Source organism: Aeromonas sp. R4-3, assembly GCF_040908275.1.
In the GTDB taxonomy this organism is placed as follows: Bacteria; Pseudomonadota; Gammaproteobacteria; order Enterobacterales; family Aeromonadaceae; genus Aeromonas; species Aeromonas rivipollensis.
Map to the genome: position 1 here is coordinate 1 of NZ_JBFODK010000056.1, position 19,455 is coordinate 19,455.

Sequence of the window (19,455 nt, forward strand, 5' to 3'; positions counted from 1 at the left end):
CTCGCACTTGGGGAGGGGTTCCCGAGCGGCCAAAGGGATCAGACTGTAAATCTGACGGCTCTGCCTTCGAAGGTTCGAATCCTTCTCCCTCCACCATTCAAGTGCGAACAATCAGGAAAATACCCCGTGGAGGGGTTCCCGAGCGGCCAAAGGGATCAGACTGTAAATCTGACGGCTCTGCCTTCGAAGGTTCGAATCCTTCTCCCTCCACCATCATTCAGAAAACCCGGCCTGGCGCCGGGTTTTTGCTTTTCCGGGCCATCTCGCTCTCCACCCGCCAGACAGCACCATGAAAAACGGGAGGCCAAGGCCTCCCGTTTTCGTGCTCATCCGCTTCACAGAGTGAAGCGGTAGAAGATGTCTACCGCCTGGGCCACCCCGCTCATGGCCTGCAGATAGAGTCTGGGCATCAGCTCGTAGCGCAGCTTGAACTCGGCGATGGGGCTGAACACCCCGACGCCGTACTGGAACTGCAGGCCGGGCAGCAGATAGGCCGACAGGGTCACCTGGGTATCGTCGCCGCTCCCTGCGGTGTCGAGTGCCACATCGCTCATGCCAAGGGACTCCCCGATACTGGAGACCACGCCACTCGCCTGACTCACAGCCCCCGCCACCAGCAGGCCGTTGAAGCCGCCATCCTCGCCACTGGTCTGCAACCCCTTGCCACGCAGCAGATAAGAGAGCTGCTCGGACTGCGCCATCTGCGGCTCGGAATAGACGGTGATCTTCGGCTTGGCCGCCGGCCCCGTCACCCGGACCCCGACGGTGACGTTGTCCTCTATGGTGTCAGGATCCCGGTAGGTCTCTATGTTGAGATAGGGCTGATCGATGGGGCCGGAGAAGAGGATCCGCCCCTCCTTGATGATGAGGTTCTGACCGTAGGCCTTGAAGCGCCCATCCTTGAGCTCCAGCTGACCATTGCCCGACAGCGGCTTGGAGGGCTCCTGGCGAATACCGAGCGCCCCCGTCACCTTGGTCTTGAGCCCCATGGCCTCCAGCCGGACATCGTCACCGAGCCGGATGGCGAGCTTGATCTCCATCGGCAGGGGCGCCGTCTTGGGCACGGGCGGCAGATCGTCATAGATGACGGTCACGTCATCTGAGACCGCCACCGCACTCTCCGGCAATGTCTTGACCAGGATCCGCGACCAGGGGATGTCCACCTGACCGCTCACCCTGGTCTCCTCCCCCAGGGAGATGGCGATGTCAGGTGTCACCCTGACCCGACCCATGCCCGGATATTGGGCTTCCAGATCCTTGCCCTGGATGGTGAGGCTGCCGGTCACCGGCAGCTTGGCCCAGCTCAGCCATCCCCCCAGCGCGAGCGGCCCCTTGCCCACCAGCATGGAGCCGTCGAGTTCGGCCCGGTTGCCGTTTATCTTGAGGCGGGTCACCAGCTTGGAGAGCGTCACCATGTCGGAGTGGGTCTGCACCTCCCCCTCCAGCAGGTTCAGCTCACCGTACAGCAGGGGCGCGGCCAGGGTGCCATCGAAGCGGGCATCCGCCGAGATGAAGCCCTGCAGGGAGCGCACCTCAGGGATCAGAGGGGCAAAGGTCGCCAGCTTGAGGTCGTCAAACTTGAGCTGCCCCGACAGCAGGCCAGGGCCCGCAGGCTCCTTTATCAGCAGATCTGTGTCTATGTTGCCTATCTGCCTGGAGGCGAAATCGAGCCGGATGGCGGCCTGCTGGCGTTCGAAATCGACCCCGAGCTCCAGGCGCTGGTACTCGGTCTTGATCTCGTCGGCCACCAATGTACCCGGCGTGGTGCTCACCCTGGCATGCAGTGTCGGCTGATTGCCGCGCCAGCTGGCGCGGCCGTCGGCCGACAGCACCGCCTGCCAGCGGAAGTTGTCCGGCAGCCAGGGGCGCAGCCGCTTGAGATCGAATTCGTTCAGGGCAAACTCCAGGCTACCCTGGGCGGCGGAGACCTGGCTGCCCTTGACGCAAAGGCTGGCCCCCTGGGAGCCCAGGCAGAGATCCCCCATGGTCAGCTGCTGTCTGGGCAAGTCCAGATCCAGGGACCAGGGGGCGGCCAGCGTCCAGCGTTTGAACGGGGTCTTCACCTTGAGCTCAGAGAGGGCACCGCGCCAGCGATCCCCGCGCAGGCTGCCATTCAGGCTCAGATCGGCGGCCACCGGATCCCCCTTCATGGTCAAGGTGAGCCCGTGGCGATCTAGATCGCCGCTCAGGTTCAGGGCTATCTGGGAGAGCGTCGTCGTCCCCTGCACCAGGCTCGCCACCGTCAGGGCCAGCTCGCCGGCCGGCTTGTCCCCCACCAGGGCGTTGCCCTTGATGACAGTCTCTTTCAGCACGGTTCCGGCATAGGAGAGGCGGCTCGAAACCAGATCCGCATTCACCCTCGGCGCCTGCTGGCTGCCGCTAAGACGCACCTGCCCTTTAAGGTCGCCGCCAAGGCCGGGGTAGATGCCGCCAAGCTTGGGGGCATCTATCTGCGCATCCAGCTTCCAGGCCTGGGCGGTGAGCGCCCCCTTGGCCTGCAACTGGTTGGGGCCGCTTTGCAGCGCCAGGGCCGGGATGGTCCACTCCATCTTGTCGTTGCCGCTGAGGGCGCCTTTGAGCGCCAAGGGATACTGGTTGAGCTTGCCCTCGACCCTGAGCTCCGGCAGCGCCAGCTGCCAATGACCTGCCTCGTCAAGTTCGAAGCGGCTGGCTATCTTGCCCGCCAGCTTGCCCTTGATCTCGGGCACCAGCTCGGCCGGGTTGATCTCCTTGAACTCTGTGGTCCCCTGCCACTGGACGCCCTTGCGCCACGCCAGCTTGCCATCGAGCTTGAGTTCCCCCTTCAGGGCACCCAGCAGCAGCTCGACACGGCTCAGTTGGCCGAGATCCCCCTTGCCCGAGAGCGCCAGCTTGAAGGGGGGCAGATCCGTGCCCTTGCCGGCGGTCTTGAGTGCAAACTGATAGCCCGAGAGCTTGCCCTTGGCGCTCAGGCTGCCCTTGTCCAGCCGATAGCTGGGTTCGTCTTTGGCTGGTTTGTGCAGCGGCCAGCCGAGGCTCTTCCAGTCCAGCGCCAGATCGAAGGGCAAGTCGGGATCCAGCGTCGCCAGCGTCCCCTTGAGGTTGGCGCTCACCGGCCCCTTGGCCTTGAGCAACAGCCCCAGCTTGCCCACGGAGCCATCCAGGGTCAGGTTCGCCTGCTCCCCCTTGAGCTCACCGTCCAGCAACCCCTTGCGCGCCTTGGCCTCCAGGGTCAGGGCGAGGGGATAATCCGAGGTCAGAGTGACATGGCCCTTGAGCGCCAGATCCGCCATGGCGTGGCGCAAGGAGAGCTCCCGCACGTCGATGCGCGCATCCTGAGCGCGGGCCGACAGCAGCAACTTGTCGAGCCCCTCGATGAGCTCCCCCTGCTGATAGCGCACCCGGGTCGCCGCCAGGCCTTCCAGCTGGATGGGGAATGGCAGACGGATCTCGGGCAGCGCTATGGGGGCGGCCGCCTCTGACTTCGCCTTGGCGGTCTCGCTCTCCTTGGGGTCGGCTTTGGCCTTGGCTGCGCCCTGCGCCTTGGCCGTCTTGCTGGCGGCCGGCTTGGCGGCCTCGTCGGCAGGAGGGGCCTCGGCCAGGGTCACGTTCAGGCCATCGAGCACGGGCCCGCGCACTATGAGCCCCTTGCGATCCAGGGTGGCGCCTATCTCCAGATCCTTGAGGGTCACTCCCACCCCGGGGACGGCCAGATCCAGATCCGTCACCTTGAGGCTGTCCACCTGGATGCGCAGTGGCAACGGGCGCCAGACGAAGGGCTCGGTGGGCTCTTCTGGCACAGGCTCAGCGTCGGCGACCTTCACCACAGGGTGGGTGACCGTCAGGGATTTGATCCAGAGCTTGCCCTGCAGCAGCTTGCCGAGATCCCAGTCCAGCACGGCCCGCTCGACGGTGACATCCACCAGCTCGTCCTGCCAGCCAACCCCTTCCAGGGTCCAGCCATAGCCGAGCTGGCCCGCCACCAGTTCCCCCTTGAGAGAAGGCAGCGCCCCCCTGGCCTGCTGCCACAGCCACTTGTTGCCCTGATGGGTAAAGCCCAGCAGGCTGACACCGATGAGCAGCAGGAAGAAGAGCCCCATGAGCCACAAGAAAATACGCTTTACCCAGATCACAGCGCAGACCCCCGAGAAAGAGGCAGCCGCAGCGGCCAGGAGAGAGAACAAAGAGGATGAGTGGGTTCAAACCGGATCATAATTCAGGCCCCAGCGCGAAATGCAGCCGCAACGGCTTATCCTCCTCGGAGATGGCCACCGCCAGATCCAGCCTGACCTGACCTATGGGCGTCACCCAGCGCACCCCGACCCCGGTGCCTATCTTCCAGGCCTCGCTGTAGTCGACGGTGGCCGTGCCGCCATCCACGAACAGGGCGCCGAGCCACTTGTCGCTGAAGCGGTAGTTGTACTCCAGGCTGCCCACGCTGGTGTAGCGCCCGCCGGTGAGCTTGCCATCCTCGTCCTTCGGCGAGACCGTCTCATAGCCGTAGCCACGTATGGTCTGATCGCCACCGGTGAAGAAACGCAGGGAGGGGGGCACCAGCGAGAAGTCATCCCCTATGATGGCCCCCTGCTCGACCCGCATCAGGAAGCGGTGATCCTGCCCCAGGGTGCGCAGCCACTTGCTGCGCCCCCACACCCGCATGAAGTTGATGTCCGAGCCCCAGTAAGGGCTGGAGAATTCCGTCGTCAGTTGCTGACGATCCCCCCAGTCCGGCACCAGGCCGCCGCGCACCCGCAACCGCGACCAGGAGACCCCGGGGATCAGCAGCAGACTGTTCCCCTCGTCGTTCCCCTGCACGTAGCGCTCGTTCTCCAGCCGGATGAAGACGTCCCTGTCCCAGCTCTCCGGCCGCCGCTTCCAGCGGTGCACCCCCAAGGTGGCCAGATCGGAGCGGGTATCGTTGTTGTCTGTGTACTGGTAACCGGCCTGCAGGGAGTAGTAGTCCCGCAGCGGGTTGCCGACCGGGATCTGGTAATCGAAACTGAGCTCCGCCTCCGGGGCCGAGACCTTGGCGGTGCTGGAGAGGCTGTGGCCATAGCGGTTGACCCAGGGCTTCTCCCAGGTGGCACTCAGGCGCGGCCCCACGTCGGTGGCATAGCCGATACCGGTTTCTATCTCGTGGTCGACCCGGTTCGAGAGGGTCACCTGCACCGGCACCCGATTGCCCTCGGCCTGGCTTATCATGGGTTTGATGTCCACCTGCTTGAACAGCTTGGTGGAGGAGACGTCCTGGGACATCTCGGCCAGCCGGATCGCCAGATAGGGGTCGCCACTCTTGATGTTGATGAGCGGCCGGATGAGGCGCAGGGCCTCCGGCGTCGCATCGTAGTGGATCTCGCCGAAGTGATAGCGGGGACCGGAGCGGAACAGGATATAGATCTCGGCCTTGCCCTGATCCGGGAAGACCTTCACCTGGCTCTTGCTGATCTTGGCGTCAAAGTAGCCCCGCGCCAGCCCCAGGCTGCCGAGATCCGCCTTGATGGACTCATACTTGCCGTGGTTGAGGGGATCCCCCTCCTTCAGGGGCAGCTTGTCCAGCAGCTCGCTGTAGACCTCGTCGCTGCCCGCCTCCCCTTCCAGCAGAATGTCGAGGCGCGAGATGAGCACTGGCTCCCCCCGCACTATCTCGATCACCACCTTGGCGGGGGATTTCTTGTCGCGCTTGAGGGTTACCTTCGGCTGGTAGTAGCCATAGACCTGCAGGGCTTTTTGCACGCTCTCGGTGATCTTGGCGCGGGCGGGACGATACTGGCGCTCCTGGTAGACCGGCAGGGCATTGAGGTAGGCCTCGACGTTATCCTTCTGCTCCCCCTTGATGCCCTTGATCTGATAGGTCAGCTTGGCCGCCATGGCGGGAGTCACCAGCAGCCACAGACAGAGGGCGGGCAGCAAGGTACCGAGCCCACGGCGACCGGTTCGCCCGGGTGAGCTGAACCCGGCAGGCAAAATAGGATGGCATCCTGTCAAACGTCAATTTCCCCGAATAACATAAGTAAAAAACTGTTCGATTTAGAATGATAATGGGGCTCACCCCAGGCGAGCGCGGCTCATCCTAGCATAACCGCAGTCGCGAAATCCCCCTCTCCCCCGGGGCTGGCGTCCTCTGCCGGGGCCGGCTTTCACAGGGGTCTGACAGGGAAAACAGCCCGCCAGCGGGGGAAAGTGCGCACTCTCCCGGCAAGGGGCGTACAAAAAAACGGCACTCAAGTCCGATGCCAGCGGTTCATTCCCGTCGCAGCCCGCGGCGCTGCAGTGCTCGCCACGCGACAACCCCTGTCGGACGGCCCCGGACCTTGAGACCCCGGATGCCCTGGCAGGCTTGACATCATCGTCTGGGGCCCCCATTGCCATATCCTGCTATTGAACAGGAAAATAAGTTTAAATCAACAACTTGAATAGGTGGCACTAAAGCTTCGTTCAATCCAATCGATTTATCCCGCTGCCACTGCTTCCTTCCCTGCCCCACACTGATGTCATCAATCGCAGGAGAGATCCCATGCCCTTACGTAGCGAACAACTGGCTGACTACATAGCCGACAGACTCGAATTCGTCACCTTCCTGGCCTGTTGCAGTGCCCTGCTGGCCCTGTTGACCGGCATGAACGGCCAGCAGGCCCTGGCCTTCACCGCCCTCAACCTGCCCTTCGGTCTCGCCCTGTTGCTGGGGCTGGCCATACTGGCGCCGCTGCCGGCCCACTGGCGCCTGCCCGGGATAGCCTTTCTGCTGGTCGGCGGCGCCCTGCTCACCCTGCAGCTCGGTGGCGACTGGCTCAATCCCCTGGCCATCTGGAGCCTCTACGCCCTGCTGGGACTGGAGATCCTCTGGCAGTCTCGCCCCAGGGCACGTCTGGCGACCCATACCCGCGGCTGATGTGCCGCCGGCGGGGCTGACGCGCGCGCCGAATTGGAGTACGCTTGCGCCCCCTTTACCCTCGCCGAGGAGCGTTCCGATGAAAAAAGCCTGTGCCCAGCACATCCTGGTCAAGACCGAGAAAGAGTGTCTCGAGATCAAGGAAAAACTCGCCAAGGGTGCCGACTTCGGCCAGATGGCCAAGCGCTTCTCCACCTGCGCCTCCGCCAAGCGCAGCGGCGATCTGGGGGAGTTCTCCAAGGGGGACATGGTCAAGTCCTTCGACGATGCCGTCTTCAAGGGGGAGCTGCTGACCGTGCTGGGGCCGGTGCGCACCAAGTTCGGCTTCCACCTCATCAAGGTGCTCTACCGCAACTGAGGGCCGGAGCCCTTACCCGTGTCCCCTCTGCCCTGACAAGGGCGCCCGCCGGCTCCCTGCCCGGCCGGGCCCTGGCCACCGCCCTGCAGCCCCGGCGTGCAGGGCGGCAAAAAGCGCCAAGATAAAGATAATTTACTAACGTTATCAGGTAATTAAGTTTATCCTTCTGGGCATTGCTCCATCATAACCAGTGGATCCTGCATATGCACAGCTATTTGTGGTGGCCCCTGCTGGCCTGGTTGCTGCCCCTGGGGGGCGCCCTCGGCAGCCGGGCTCATCTCTGGCCCTGGTGGGTCGGTTTCGCCCTCTGCCTCGCGAGCGCCCTGATAAGCCTCTGGCTCCTGCTGCGCCTGCCCTGGCGCTACCGCAGCTCCCCCTGTCTGTGGGCCGATGCCTGGGGCATAGCCCCGCTGCTGCTGCCCCTGCTGTTTGTCATTCAGGCGCTGCGCTCGCCGCTCACCAACGACGTCAGCACGGATCCCCATCATCCGCCCCGTCTGCTGTGGGCAGAGCAGCTGAGGACGGCGCAGGATCTCCCCGTCAATGTCCCCCCCTTGCAAGTTTTTCCCGGCAACCCCGGTCCTCTCTATACCCACGCCTCCCCGGCCGAGGTGCTCGCCGAGGCGGAGGAGCTGATGACGGAGCTCGGCTGGCGGGTACGTCCGGGCCCGGACGGCCTCGATGCCGTGGTCACCACCGGCTGGTTCGGCTTTGAGGATGACGTGGCGCTGCGGGTCTTTACGGGCCCCAAGGAGACCCGGGTCGACATGCGCTCAGCCTCACGCCAGGGGCGCAGCGATCTGGGGGTCAACCGGGGGCGGATCCTGAACTTCCTGAACCGGCTCAACGAACGGCTGGGAGGTGCCTACAAACCCAAGATGCAGAGACTCGACGAGGAACAACATGCGCATTGAGGTCAAGCCGGATCGGGAATATGCCTGGTTTATCCGCCCCTTTTTCTGGCTGCAGCAACGCAACTACGGTCAGGTGCTGATCCCGGGCAAGTGCTGGGGCCGCTCGCCGCGCCTGTTTGCCGCCGTCGCCACCCTCTACGGTGTCATCAACCGCAAGCGTTCCCCCATAGACCCCGTGCTGCGCTCCCTGGTGACGGTACGGGTCTCCCAGCTCAACTGGTGCCGCTTCTGCGTCGACATCAACGCCATGACCCTCATCAAGCGGGCGGGCTCCAGCGAGAAGGTGGAGGCGCTGGCCCAGTGGCGCACCAGCCCCTTGTTTGACGAGCGGGAGAAAGCAGTGCTCGACTACACCGAGGCCATGACCGGGCTGGATGGGGTGAGCGACGAGCAGGCCGCGCGGCTCAAGCCCTGGTTCGATGACGATGCCCTGGTGGAGCTGACCGGCCTCATCGCCTTCCAGAACATGTCGGCCAAGTTCAATGCCGCCCTCGACATAGCCCCCCAGGGCTTCTGCCAGTTGCCGGTGCAACCCGAGCGCCCGGCGCCCTCCGACAGGGAGCACCAATGAGCCGGGGCCGCCTGCTGCTGTTGCTGGTGATGGGGTGCCTGGTCGGCGCCTTCTTCGCCCTGGATCTCGATGCTTACCTCAGCCTCTCCCGGTTGCAGGCACACCAGGAGCAAGCCTCGGCCTGGGTGCAGGCCCACTTCGGCCAGGCGGCCCTGCTGTTCACCTTCCTCTACGTGGTCACCACAGCCCTCTCCCTGCCCGGCGCCAGCCTGCTGACCCTGGGGGGCAGCGCCCTGTTCGGCGTCGGTTGGGGGCTCTTGCTGGTCTCCTTTGCCAGCTCGCTCGGGGCCACCCTGGCCTTTCTCAGCGCCCGCTTCCTGCTGCGCGACTGGGTGAGCCGCCGCTTTGGGGAGAAGCTGGCCACCTTTGAGGCCGGCATGGCGAAGGATGGTGCCTTCTACCTGCTGAGCCTGCGCCTCATCCCCCTCTTCCCCTTCTTTCTGATCAACCTGCTGATGGGGCTCACCCCCATCAGAGTCAGTACCTACTACTGGGTCAGCCAGCTCGGCATGCTGCCGGGCACCTTCGTCTACGTGCTGGCGGGCAGCGAGCTCGCCAGCCTCACCAGCACGGGCAATATCCTCTCCCCCGGCCTGGTGGCGGCCCTGACCCTGCTCGGCCTGATGCCCTGGCTGATGCGAGGGCTGCAACGCCGGCTCGCCCTGCGCCGGTTGCACGCCCCCTATCGCAAACCGGCTCGCTTCGACTACAACCTGCTGGTGATAGGCGCCGGTGCCGGGGGCCTGGTCACCAGCTACATAGCCGCCGCGGTCAAGGCCAGGGTGGCCCTCATCGAGCAGCACAAGATGGGGGGAGATTGCCTCAACACCGGCTGCGTCCCCTCCAAGGCGCTGATCCGAAGCGCCCGCTTCGCCTTTGATCAGCGCAAGGCTGGCGAACTCGGCTTCAGCCCCAGCCAGTCCCGGGCCGATTTTGCCGCCGTGATGGAGCGGGTGGCGACGGTGATCAAGGAGGTCGAGCCCCACGACTCGGTTGAGCGCTATCAGGGGCTGGGGGTGGAGTGCATTCAGGGCCGGGCCCGCTTCGTCTCCCCCTGGGAGCTGGAGGTGGACGGCAGGCGCCTTAGCAGTCGTCACATCGTGCTCGCCACCGGCGCCAGGCCCATGGTGCCCAAGCTGCCGGGCCTTGAACAGGTGCCCTACCTCACCTCGGACAGCCTCTGGCAACTGCGCGAACCTCCCCGCCACCTGCTGGTGCTCGGCGGCGGCCCCATCGGCTGCGAGCTGGCCCAGAGCCTTGCCCTGCTCGGCATTCCCGTCACCCTGGTTGAGCTGGCCGATCAGCTGCTGCCCCGGGAAGAGCGGGAGGTGGCCGAGGCGCTAGCCGAACAGATGGCCCGCGACGGTGTGCGGCTACTCACCGGCTGGCGGGCAGAGCGCGCCGACTATGATCCCGCGGCCGAGGGCACTCTGCCTATCCGGCTGCAGCTGTGCCGGGGCGATGAGATGCAAGTGGTTGAGGGGGATCAGCTGCTGCTGGCCCTTGGCCGGGTGGCCAACGTGAGCGGCTTCGGGCTCGAAGAGCTGGGGGTGGAACTGGCCCCCCGTGGCACCGTCAAGGTCGACGGTTTTCTGGCTACCAACTACCCCAGCATACTGGCGGTGGGGGACGTAGCGGGCCCCTATCAGTTCACCCACTTCGCCGCCCATCAGGCCTGGTATGCCGCCGTCAACGCCCTCTTTGGCCAGTTCAGGCGCTTCAAGGCGGACTATCGCGTGATCCCGGCGGCCACCTACACCAGCCCCGAGATTGCCCGGGTCGGTCTCAATCGCAAGGAGGCCGAGGCGCAAGGCATTCCCTTCGAGGCGACCCGCTTCAATCTGGCCGAGCTGGATCGCGCCATCGCCGACGGCGAGCGCCACGGTTTTATCGAGGTGCTGACGGTGCCGGGCAAGGACAGGATCCTCGGCGCCACCATAGTGGGCACTCACGCCGGCGAGCGGATCGCCGAGTTTGTGCTCGCCATGCGCCACCGTCTGGGGCTTGGCAAGATCCTGGGCACCATACACGCCTATCCCACCCTGATGGAGGGGAACAAGTACCTGGCCGGCGAGTGGAAGCGGGCCCACCAGCCCACCCGCCTGTTGGCCCTGCTGGCCCGTTATCACAGTTGGCGCCGCGGCGCCTGAGCCCACGAGACCCTCATCATGTTCAAGACCCGGCTAAGCGCCCTGCTCCACCCCCTTCTCGTCGCAGCCCTCCCCCTGCTGCTGGCGACCCAGCTCCACGCCGCCGAGGCGGCCTGGCAGCAGACCCTAGCCGAAGCGAAGGGCCAGCGCGTCTATTTCAATGCCTGGGGCGGCAGCCCGGAGATCAACGCCTATCTGGTATGGGCCGGGCAGGAGCTGGAACGCGACTATCAGGTCACCCTGGTGCAGGTGAAGGTGGATGACATAGCCCAGAGCGTCAGCCAGCTGCTGGCCAGCAAGCAGGCGGGCAAGACGTCGGGCGGCCCCATAGACCTGCTCTGGGTCAACGGGGAGAACTTCAAGGCGCTCAAGGAGCAGGGGCTGCTGGGGGCCCCCTTCACCCAGGATCTGCCGAACATGGCCCTGGTGGACACCAAGCTGCCGGTGCACGAGGACTTCACCCTGCCGGTCGCCGGGCTCGAGGCCCCCTGGGGCATAGGGCAGCTCAATCTGATGGTCAACACGGAGGAAGTCACCACAGCGCCCAGCTCGGCGGCCGAGCTGCTCGCCTGGGCCAAGGCTCATCCCGGGCGCTTCACCTACCCCAAGCCGCCCCAGTTCCATGGTTCCAGCTTTCTCAAGCAGATCTTGCTGGAGCTGACCGATGATCCCGCGCCACTGTATCGGGAGGCGAACGACGCCGACTTTACCCGCCTCACGGCCCCGCTCTGGGCCTGGCTCGATGCGCTTCACCCCGCGCTCTGGCGCAAGGGCAGGCTGTTCCCCACCAGCGCCGCCGAGACCAGGCAGTTGCTCGATGATGGCGAGCTGGCCATGGCCATCAGCTTCAACCCGGGCGAGGCCCAAAGTTCGGTGCAAAATGGCACCCTGCCCCCTGCGGTGAGGGCCGTTGCCATGAGCAAGGGGGCCCTGACCAACAGCCACTTCCTCGCCATCCCCTTCAACGCCAGCGCCCGGGCCGGTGCCAAGGTGGTGGCCAACTTCCTGCTGAGCCCCACCGCCCAGGCCCGCAAGGCGGATCCCGCCTTCTGGGGCGACCCCAGCGTGCTGCGCCAGGATGCCCTGCCCGGGAACAGTCAGCCGGCCCTGCGCTTCAAGGCGGTGGCCGAACCCCACCCCAGCTGGCAGACCCGGCTGGAAGCGGCCTGGGCCGAACGCTACGGCCACTAAACCATGAGCATCCGGCCCTGGCGCCTCCTCTTTCTCCTGCCGTGTGCCCTGTCGCTGGCCGCCCCTGTTGCCGGCGGCCTGCTGCTCCTGCTGCTCGAGGGGCTGACCAGGGGCCATGTCAGCCTGCTGCTCCCCCAGCCCGGGCTCTGGCACTCGGCGGGCTTGAGCCTCTGGGTAGCGGGCGCCTCCACCCTGGGGGCCCTGATCTTCACCGCCCTGCTGCTCGCCCAGGGGGAGGGGCGGCCCTGGATGCGCTGGCTTCGCCGCCTGCTCTCCCCCCTGCTGGCCCTGCCCCACGTCGCCTTCGCCATCGGCGTGGCCTTTCTGCTCGCCCCCTCCGGCTGGCTGCTGCGCCTGATCTCCCCCGCCCTCACCGGCTTTGACTTGCCGCCCGACTGGCAGACCCTGAAAGATCCCTGGGGGCTCGGCCTCATCCTGGCGCTCATCTTGAAAGAGACCCCCTTTCTGCTGCTGATGGCGCTCTCGGCTCTCGACCCCGCCCGGGTCAGCCGCCAGCAGTGGCTGGGACAAACCATGGGCTTCAGCGGGCCGCAGATCTGGTGGCGCCTGCTGCTGCCCGCGCTCTGGCCCGCCCTGCGCCTGCCCCTCTATGCAGTGGCGGCCTATGGCCTGGGAGTGGTGGATCTCGCCCTGCTGCTGGGGCCAGATGCCCCTGCCCCTCTGGCGGTGCGGCTCTGGCTCTGGTATCAGGACCCGGACCTCCAGTGGCGCGGGGCCAGCGCCAGCGGTGCCCTGCTGCTGCTGGCGCTCAACCTCTTGCTGCTCGCCGCCTTGCGGCTGCTGGAGTGGGGCCAGGGGGCGCTTGGCAAGGCCCGCTGGCTGGATGGGCGACGCGCCCCCGCCGCGCCCTGGCCTGCGCTAGTCGCCAGCACCGCCGTGTGGGGACTGATCCTCACCAATCTGCTGGTGCTGGCCTCCCTGCTGCTCTGGTCCCTGGCCCGGCGCTGGTCCTTCCCCGCACTCTGGCCCAGCGAATGGAGCGGCCGTCACTGGCTGGAGCTGCTACCCACCCTGGGGCCCTTGCTGTGGCAGAGCCTGTGGCTGGCCCTGCTCTGCGCCGCCCTCTCGCTGCTACTGGCGGTGCTCGCCCTGGAGGCACAGCAGGGCCGCCGCACCCCTGACCGCCAGTGGCCGCTCTGGCTCATCTGCCTGCCACTGCTGTTGCCCCAGGCCAGTCTGCTGTTCGGGCTGCGCCTGCAGATCGACTGGCTCGACGCCGTCGACGGCATAGGACCTGGCTGGGTGCTCTGGAGCCAGCTGCTGTTCGTCTTCCCTTATGTCTACCTCTGCCTGCACGGCCCCTATCGCCAGTTCGACGATCGCCTCACCCGGGCGGCACTCTCCCTCGGGGCCAGCCCCTGGCGCGCCTGGTGGCGGGTGAAGGGGCCGCTGCTGGCGCGGCCGCTGCTGTTCGCCTTCGGGGTCGGGGCGGCGGTGAGCCTGGCCCAATACCTGCCCACCCTGCTGTTTGGTGCGGGCCGCGTGATCACCATCACCACAGAGGCGGTGGCCATTGGCAGCGGCCTCAACCGGCGACTGGCTGGCCTCTATGGCCTGCTGCAACTGCTGTTGCCACTCTTCGTCTACGGCCTGGTGCTCTGGCTGCCCCGCCGTATCAATCCCGCACTGAGGCCTTGATCATGCTGCATACCACCGCGCTCACCCTCTACCTGGATGAGCAGCCCCTGCTGACGCTGCCCCCCCTGGCGGTGGCCCCCGGCGAGGTACTGACCCTGATGGGCCCGAGCGGCTGCGGCAAGAGCTCCCTGCTGGCGGCCCTGGCGGGGGTGCTGCCCCCGGGGGGGCCTATCCGGCTGGCGGGGGAGATACGGCTCGGCGAGCGGCTGCTCACCCCCTTGGCGCCCCAGGCACGGCGCATCGGCATGCTGTTTCAGGACGACCTGCTGTTTGCCCATCTGACGGTGGCTGAGAACCTGATGTTCGGCATGCCGGCTCATCTCAGGGGGATGGCGGCGAGGCGGGCCTGCGCCCTGGAGGCGCTGGCAGAGGTGGGACTGAAGGGACAGGCGGACAAGCTGCCGGGCCAGCTCTCCGGCGGTCAGAAGGCGCGCGTCAGCCTGTTGCGGGCCCTGCTGGCAGAGCCAGAGGCCCTGCTGCTGGACGAGCCCTTCTCACGCCTCGACAAGCCGCTGCGGGTGGCCTTCAGAACCCTGGTGTTCGAGCGGCTCAAGGCGCTGGGGATACCCGCCCTGCTGGTCACCCACGACGAGGAGGATGCCCCGGGGGCTATCCTCACCCTGACCACTCCCTGTTTTGCCAAAGAGGACACCGACCTTGTTTGACCGCCATCTGATCCCCCTCATTCGCCGCCCCCTCCAGCTGCTGGCCGTCCCTCTGTGCCGCGCCGGGATCAGCGCCAACCAGATAAGCCTCACCGGCTTTGCCATCGGCATGCTGGCCTTGCCGCTGCTGGCGCTGGGATGGCACGGCTGGGCGCTGCTCGCCATCCTGATCAACCGGCTGCTGGACGGCCTGGATGGGGCCGTGGCGCGCCAGACGGGGATCACCGACTGCGGCGGCTTTCTCGACATCAGCCTCGACTTCATCTTCTATGCCGCCGTGGTGCTGGGCTTTGCCTTGAGCGACCCCGCCAACGCCCTGCCCGCCGCCACCCTGCTGTTCGCCTTCATGGGCACGGGCTCGAGCTTCCTCGCCTTTGCCATCATGGCGGGCAAGCGCGGCATCGAGAATCCCGTCTACCACCACAAGTCACTCTACTATCTGGGCGGCCTGACCGAGGGGAGCGAGACCATAGCCCTGTTCGTGCTGATGTGCCTCTGGCCCACCGCCTTCGCCCCGCTGGCCTACAGCTTCGCCCTGCTCTGCGCCATCACCACCCTGACCCGGCTCTGGAGCGGCTACCACACCCTGCGTTGAGAGGGGGCGGGCCTGTCGGCGAATTCAGCGGCTGATGAATATGGGCCCCCGGCCCTGCACTGAGCACTTGCGCATGGACGCCAATGTTTTACCATGACGACACTCTTTTTCAGGCTCACGAGAACCGTATGCGTCGCCTTCTCCTCACCCTCTCCCTGTTCCCCCTGCTGTATGGCTGCAGCAGCACACCGGCCCCCAAGCCCGTGGTCAAGCCGCAGCCCCAGAGCGCCTTCATCAATCAGACGCCGCCGAGCAAACCCTTCTACCAGCAGGGGAGCGGCCAGGGAGTCAGCAAGGGAGACTTCGCCAACCGCACCAACGTGGACAACTTCGTGCAACGCATGGTCGACAAGCACGGCTTCAACGGCGCCGAGCTGCACCGGGTGCTGGCCCAGGCGGAGCGCTACGACTGGATCATCCGGCTGATGGACGCCCAGGCGCCCACCACCACGCCGCCCACAGGGCCGACCGGCGCCTGGAATCGCTACCGCGCCAAGTTCATCACCCCGGACAATGTGCAAAACGGCGTCAGCTTCTGGCGTGAGTACGAGAGCGAACTCAATCGAGCGCAGCAGATCTACGGGGTGCCCCCCGAGATCATCGTCGGCATCATAGGGGTGGAAACCCGCTGGGGCCGGGTGATGGGCAAGACCCGCATCCTGGATGCCCTGGCGACCCTGGCGTTCGACTACCCGCGCCGGGCGACCTTCTTCACCGGCGAGCTGGAGGCCTTCCTGGTGATGACCCGGGATGAGGGCATGGATCCCACCGAACCCAAGGGCTCCTACGCCGGCGCCATGGGCTATGGCCAGTTCATGCCGTCGAGCTTCCGCAGCTATGCGGTGGACTTCAACGGTAATGGCCACACCAACCTGTGGGATCCGGTGGATGCCATCGGCAGCGTGGCTAACTACTTCAAGGCCCATGGCTGGGAGAAGGGTCAACCGGTGGCGGTGCGCGGTCAGGGCCAGCTGCCCGGCTATGAGCACGGCTTCCAGACCCGCTACCCGGTCGCCACCCTGCGCGGGGCCGGGCTTGCCCCCACAGGTTCGCTCGGCAACCACAAGGAGGCGAGCCTGCTGCGCCTGGATGTGGGCACCGGCTATCAGTACTGGTACGGCCTGCCGAACTTCTACGCCATCACCCGCTACAACCACAGCACCCACTACGCCATGGCCGTGTGGCAGCTGGGTCTGGCGGTCAAGGATGCCAGAGGCGGTTATTGAAACCGCGCCTTGCCAATGCAAAACGGGCCCCAGGGGCCCGTTTTGCTATTCGTTTTCCAGCAGCCAGCGCTTGAGCAGAGCGGCCAGCTGCCCCTGCTCCTCGTCCGTCAGCGGGGCCAGCAGACGCCGCTCGTTCGCCACGTGGCGCTCCACCGCATGGTCGACCAGCTCCCGCCCCGGCTCCGTCAGGCAGACCAAGAGGCTTCGCCTGTCATCGGGGGCCGCCTGACGCACTATGAGGCCGCGCTGCTCCAGCTTGTCGAGCCTGGCCGTCATGGCCCCCGAGCTCAGCATGGCGGACTGGTAGAGGGCGGTCGGGGTCAGCGGCTCACCGGCCCGGCGCAGGGTCGCCAGTATGTCGAAGTCCGAGCCCAGCAGGCCGCACCCCTTGAGCTCTTCACTCACCTCGCGCCCGGCGATGGCCGCCATCCGCGCCACCCGCCCCAGCACCCCCATGGGGGAGCAGTCGAGATCCGGTCGCTGCCGCGCCCACTGGGCCAGCAACAGGTCTACATGATCACTATCCATTCCGGCTCCATTATCTTTTCAAAAAGATACTTGATAATAAACTAACTCGCGGCTAATTTATCTTTACTTCAAGATACTTTATTGCGAGACAACCATGCCACTGCTGATTGCCCTGCTCGCCCCCCTGCTCTGGGGCAGTACCTATGCCGTCGTCAGCCTCTACCTGACCGACTACTCCCCCTACTGGGTGGCCGTGTGGCGGGCACTGCCGGCCGGTATACTGCTGTTGCTGCTCCATCCCCGTCGACCACCGCTCACCTGGAGCCGGCAGTTCCTGCTGGCGTTTTGCAATATCACCGCCTTCTTTGCCCTGCTGTTCGTGGCGGCTTATCGCCTGCCGGGGGCGGTGGCAGGCACCCTGGGCGCCACCCTGCCCCTCATCCTGATGGGACTTGCCTGGTGGCAGGATGGCAAGCGACCCAGCCTGAAGTGGCTGCTGCTGGGTCTGATGGGGCTCGCGGGTGTGCTCCTGCTGCTCAACCCCTCCGCCAACCTGGATCCCGTCGGCGTGGCGTGCGCCCTGCTGGCCACCCTGCTCATCGGCCAGTCCAGCCGCTGGATGCAGCGCTGGCCGGTGAGCGATCTGTTGGCTCTGACCGCTTGGCAACTGCTGCTCGGGGGCCTGATGCTGATCCCGCTCGCCTGGTGGCTGGCGGGTCCCATGCCGCTACCGCAACCGGCGAGTGCCCCCGGCCTGCTCTGGCTTGTCCTGCTCAACACGGCGCTGGCCTACTGGGCCTGGCTCTGGGGGCTCAAGCGCCACGGCCCCGAGGTGATGGGCATGCTGGCCCTCACCAACCCCATGGTGGCTGTCTCCTTCGGCGTGCTGCTGGTGGGAGAAACGCTGGATGGTCGCCAGTGGCTCGGTATCGCGGTGATCCTGCTCTCTCTGTTCCTGATGAAGCTGCCGACCCGGCCTCTCTTCAAGGGCGGGCAGGCTGCCAAGGCTTGCCCCGACCAGCCGGGAAATGGCTGATCGGGCACCAGAACCTCACCAGACACCCAGCAAAAAGGAGCCAATATGGCTCCTTTTTATACGCTTCAGTGACTTGCCTCAGGCTCAGACGCCAGCCTTGGCCAGGGCTGCTGAGACTATCTGCTGGGCCTCCTGCTGAATGAGATCCAGGTGCGCCTCACCCTTGAAGCTCTCCATGTAGATCTTGTAGATAGACTCGGTGCCGGAGGGGCGCGCCGCGAACCAGCCGTTCTCGGTCACCACTTTCAGGCCACCGATGGCGGCGTTGTTGCCGGGCGCCTTGGTCAGCTTGGCGATGATGGGCTCACCTGCCAGGGTCGAGGCTTCCACCAGCGCCGGATCCAGCTTGGAGAGCACCGCCTTCTGGGCGCTGTTGGCGGGAGCGTCGATGCGGCGGTAGCTGGAGCGACCGAACTTGGCTTCCAGCGCATCGTAGTGGGCCTGAGGATCCTTGCCGGTCACGGCCAGGATCTCGGCGGCCAGCAGCGCCAGGATGAAGCCATCCTTGTCTGTGGTCCAGACGGTGCCGTCCTTGCGCAGGAAGGAGGCGCCTGCGCTCTCCTCGCCGCCAAAGCCGAACTCGCCGCTGTAGAGGCCATCCACGAACCACTTGAAGCCGACCGGCACCTCTTTCAGGGTGCGGCCTATCTCGCCGGCAACCCGGTCGATCATGGAAGAGGAGACCAGCGTCTTGCCGACGGCCGCCGTCTTGGGCCAGCCGGTCCTGTGGGTGAACAGATACTGGATGGCCACCGCCAGGTAGTGGTTCGGGTTCATCAGACCCGCCTTGGTGACTATGCCGTGACGATCGTAGTCGGGGTCGTTGCCAAGGGCGATGTCGAACTTGTCTTTCAGGGCAATCAGGCCCGCCATGGCGAAGGGGCTGGAGCAGTCCATCCGGATCTTGCCGTCTTTATCCAGGGTCATGAAGGAGAAGGTCGGATCGACGCGATAGTTGACCACCTCGATGTCGAGATCGTAGCGCTTGGCGATCACGTCCCAATAGGCCACGCCGGAGCCGCCGAGGGGGTCCACCCCTATCTTGATGCCGGCCCGCTTGATGGCGGCCAGATCCAGCACGTTCTCGAGATCATCCACATAGGGGGTGACATAGTCGTGTTCGACCACGAACTCACTGGCCAGGGCCTCGGCGAACGGCATCCGCTTCACGCCGGCCAGACCGGCTTCCAGAATGGCGTTGGCTCTGTCTTCCACCCACTTGGTGATCTCCCCTTCGGCAGGACCGCCGTGGGGGGGGTTGTACTTGAAGCCACCGTCTTCCGGCGGGTTGTGGGACGGGGTGATCACCACGCCGTCAGCTCGCGCAGCCGGCTTGCCCGCGTTGTGGCGCAAAATGGCGTGGGAGATGACAGGGGTCGGCGTAAAGCCGAGGCCTGCCTGGATGCGGGTTTCGACGCCGTTGGCCGCCAGCACTTCCACCGCGCTGGAGAAGGCGGATTCAGAGAGGGCGTGAGTGTCCATGCCCACAAACAGCGGGCCCGTGATGCCGGCCTGCTGGCGATACTCCACCAGCGCCTGGGTCACCGCCAGAATATGGGATTCGGTGAAGGCGTTGTGCAGGGCGCTGCCCCGATGGCCGGAGGTGCCGAAGGCGACCCGCTGCTCGGGGCGGCTCATGTCCGGCTTGTTGAGGTAGTAGGCGCTGACCAGACGGGGAATGTTGGTCAAGTCGCTTAAACGGGCCGGCTGACCGGCGTGGGGATGCTGTGCCATGGCGTTTTCCTTGAGCAGAA

General features: G+C 65.8%; 15 protein-coding genes and 2 tRNA genes. 13 read left to right on the plus strand and 4 right to left on the minus strand.

The features are described from left to right. Window positions 1-11 precede the first annotated feature (11 nt). Together AB5Y91_RS17985 and AB5Y91_RS17990 are read left to right on the plus strand one after the other, a co-directional pair. Window positions 12-96, plus strand: a tRNA-Tyr gene (locus tag AB5Y91_RS17985). A gap of 32 nt (window positions 97-128) precedes the next feature. Continuing rightward, window positions 129-213, plus strand: a tRNA-Tyr gene (locus tag AB5Y91_RS17990). Between the two features lie 122 nt (window positions 214-335). On the opposite strand, the gene AB5Y91_RS17995 is transcribed toward AB5Y91_RS17990, so the two are convergent. Further along, window positions 336-4,112, minus strand: a complete 3,777-nt coding sequence (locus AB5Y91_RS17995; protein ID WP_368170437.1) for a translocation/assembly module TamB domain-containing protein — start codon at window positions 4,110-4,112, stop codon at window positions 336-338. A gap of 76 nt (window positions 4,113-4,188) precedes the next feature. After that, window positions 4,189-5,847, minus strand: coding sequence for an autotransporter assembly complex family protein (locus AB5Y91_RS18000; RefSeq protein ID WP_368170462.1), 1,659 nt, complete (start codon window positions 5,845-5,847; stop codon window positions 4,189-4,191). Window positions 5,848-6,493: 646 nt separating this feature from the next. Between AB5Y91_RS18000 and AB5Y91_RS18005 the strand changes: the two genes are divergently transcribed. From AB5Y91_RS18005 to mltB, 10 genes are all read left to right on the plus strand, one after another. Continuing rightward, window positions 6,494-6,868 (plus strand): hypothetical protein, encoded by a 375-nt coding sequence (locus tag AB5Y91_RS18005; RefSeq protein ID WP_163155948.1) that lies wholly within the window; start codon window positions 6,494-6,496, stop codon window positions 6,866-6,868. A gap of 79 nt (window positions 6,869-6,947) precedes the next feature. After that, on the plus strand, window positions 6,948-7,226 hold the full coding sequence (locus AB5Y91_RS18010; RefSeq protein ID WP_005325619.1) for a peptidylprolyl isomerase: 279 nt from the start codon (window positions 6,948-6,950) through the stop codon (window positions 7,224-7,226). Window positions 7,227-7,429: 203 nt separating this feature from the next. Then, window positions 7,430-8,140 (plus strand): DUF1499 domain-containing protein, encoded by a 711-nt coding sequence (locus AB5Y91_RS18015; protein WP_106887363.1) that lies wholly within the window; start codon window positions 7,430-7,432, stop codon window positions 8,138-8,140. Continuing rightward, window positions 8,130-8,711 (plus strand): carboxymuconolactone decarboxylase family protein, encoded by a 582-nt coding sequence (locus tag AB5Y91_RS18020; protein ID WP_111911301.1) that lies wholly within the window; start codon window positions 8,130-8,132, stop codon window positions 8,709-8,711. The genes AB5Y91_RS18015 and AB5Y91_RS18020 overlap by 11 nt, the downstream gene beginning before the upstream one ends. Continuing rightward, complete coding sequence (locus AB5Y91_RS18025) at window positions 8,708-10,861, plus strand: FAD-dependent oxidoreductase (RefSeq protein WP_368170438.1); 2,154 nt, start codon at window positions 8,708-8,710, stop codon at window positions 10,859-10,861. The genes AB5Y91_RS18020 and AB5Y91_RS18025 overlap by 4 nt, the downstream gene beginning before the upstream one ends. 18 nt (window positions 10,862-10,879) lie before the next feature. Beyond that, the gene (locus tag AB5Y91_RS18030) at window positions 10,880-12,052 is read left to right on the plus strand and encodes an ABC transporter substrate-binding protein (protein ID WP_368170439.1); all 1,173 of its coding nucleotides are present in this window, start codon (window positions 10,880-10,882) and stop codon (window positions 12,050-12,052) included. 3 nt (window positions 12,053-12,055) lie between these two features. Further along, window positions 12,056-13,711, plus strand: a complete 1,656-nt coding sequence (locus AB5Y91_RS18035; RefSeq protein WP_368170440.1) for an ABC transporter permease — start codon at window positions 12,056-12,058, stop codon at window positions 13,709-13,711. A gap of 2 nt (window positions 13,712-13,713) precedes the next feature. Next, on the plus strand, window positions 13,714-14,376 hold the full coding sequence (locus AB5Y91_RS18040) for an ATP-binding cassette domain-containing protein (protein WP_368170441.1): 663 nt from the start codon (window positions 13,714-13,716) through the stop codon (window positions 14,374-14,376). After that, the gene (locus AB5Y91_RS18045; RefSeq protein ID WP_368170442.1) at window positions 14,369-14,971 is read left to right on the plus strand and encodes a CDP-alcohol phosphatidyltransferase family protein; all 603 of its coding nucleotides are present in this window, start codon (window positions 14,369-14,371) and stop codon (window positions 14,969-14,971) included. The genes AB5Y91_RS18040 and AB5Y91_RS18045 overlap by 8 nt, the downstream gene beginning before the upstream one ends. A gap of 128 nt (window positions 14,972-15,099) precedes the next feature. Further along, the gene (gene mltB, locus AB5Y91_RS18050) at window positions 15,100-16,197 is read left to right on the plus strand and encodes a lytic murein transglycosylase B (RefSeq protein WP_139745993.1); all 1,098 of its coding nucleotides are present in this window, start codon (window positions 15,100-15,102) and stop codon (window positions 16,195-16,197) included. A 45-nt stretch (window positions 16,198-16,242) separates the two neighbouring features. On the opposite strand, the gene AB5Y91_RS18055 is transcribed toward mltB, so the two are convergent. Then, on the minus strand, window positions 16,243-16,725 hold the full coding sequence (locus AB5Y91_RS18055) for a MarR family winged helix-turn-helix transcriptional regulator (RefSeq protein WP_205641381.1): 483 nt from the start codon (window positions 16,723-16,725) through the stop codon (window positions 16,243-16,245). A gap of 94 nt (window positions 16,726-16,819) precedes the next feature. Here AB5Y91_RS18055 and AB5Y91_RS18060 point away from each other — a divergent pair, with 94 nt between their 5' ends. Then, entirely contained in the window at window positions 16,820-17,701 is an 882-nt protein-coding gene (locus AB5Y91_RS18060; RefSeq protein WP_163135928.1) for a DMT family transporter, read from the plus strand. 84 nt (window positions 17,702-17,785) lie between these two features. Here AB5Y91_RS18060 and pgm read toward each other — a convergent pair whose 3' ends face one another. Continuing rightward, entirely contained in the window at window positions 17,786-19,435 is a 1,650-nt protein-coding gene (gene pgm / locus AB5Y91_RS18065) for a phosphoglucomutase (alpha-D-glucose-1,6-bisphosphate-dependent) (RefSeq protein WP_368170443.1), read from the minus strand. Window positions 19,436-19,455: the final 20 nt, after the last annotated feature.

Bases quoted from the DNA above. Each gene is read 5' to 3' on its own strand.
- AB5Y91_RS18000 (WP_368170462.1), bottom strand. From the start codon at position 5,847: ATGGCGGCCAAGCTGACCTATCAGATCAAGGGCATCAAGGGGGAGCAG.
- AB5Y91_RS18005 (WP_163155948.1), top strand. From the start codon at position 6,494: ATGCCCTTACGTAGCGAACAACTGGCTGACTACATAGCCGACAGACTC.
- AB5Y91_RS18010 (WP_005325619.1), top strand. From the start codon at position 6,948: ATGAAAAAAGCCTGTGCCCAGCACATCCTGGTCAAGACCGAGAAAGAG.
- AB5Y91_RS18015 (WP_106887363.1), top strand. From the start codon at position 7,430: ATGCACAGCTATTTGTGGTGGCCCCTGCTGGCCTGGTTGCTGCCCCTG.
- AB5Y91_RS18020 (WP_111911301.1), top strand. From the start codon at position 8,130: ATGCGCATTGAGGTCAAGCCGGATCGGGAATATGCCTGGTTTATCCGC.
- AB5Y91_RS18025 (WP_368170438.1), top strand. From the start codon at position 8,708: ATGAGCCGGGGCCGCCTGCTGCTGTTGCTGGTGATGGGGTGCCTGGTC.
- AB5Y91_RS18030 (WP_368170439.1), top strand. From the start codon at position 10,880: ATGTTCAAGACCCGGCTAAGCGCCCTGCTCCACCCCCTTCTCGTCGCA.
- AB5Y91_RS18035 (WP_368170440.1), top strand. From the start codon at position 12,056: ATGAGCATCCGGCCCTGGCGCCTCCTCTTTCTCCTGCCGTGTGCCCTG.
- AB5Y91_RS18040 (WP_368170441.1), top strand. From the start codon at position 13,714: ATGCTGCATACCACCGCGCTCACCCTCTACCTGGATGAGCAGCCCCTG.
- mltB (WP_139745993.1), top strand. From the start codon at position 15,100: ATGCGTCGCCTTCTCCTCACCCTCTCCCTGTTCCCCCTGCTGTATGGC.
- AB5Y91_RS18055 (WP_205641381.1), bottom strand. From the start codon at position 16,725: ATGGATAGTGATCATGTAGACCTGTTGCTGGCCCAGTGGGCGCGGCAG.
- AB5Y91_RS18060 (WP_163135928.1), top strand. From the start codon at position 16,820: ATGCCACTGCTGATTGCCCTGCTCGCCCCCCTGCTCTGGGGCAGTACC.
- pgm (WP_368170443.1), bottom strand. From the start codon at position 19,435: ATGGCACAGCATCCCCACGCCGGTCAGCCGGCCCGTTTAAGCGACTTG.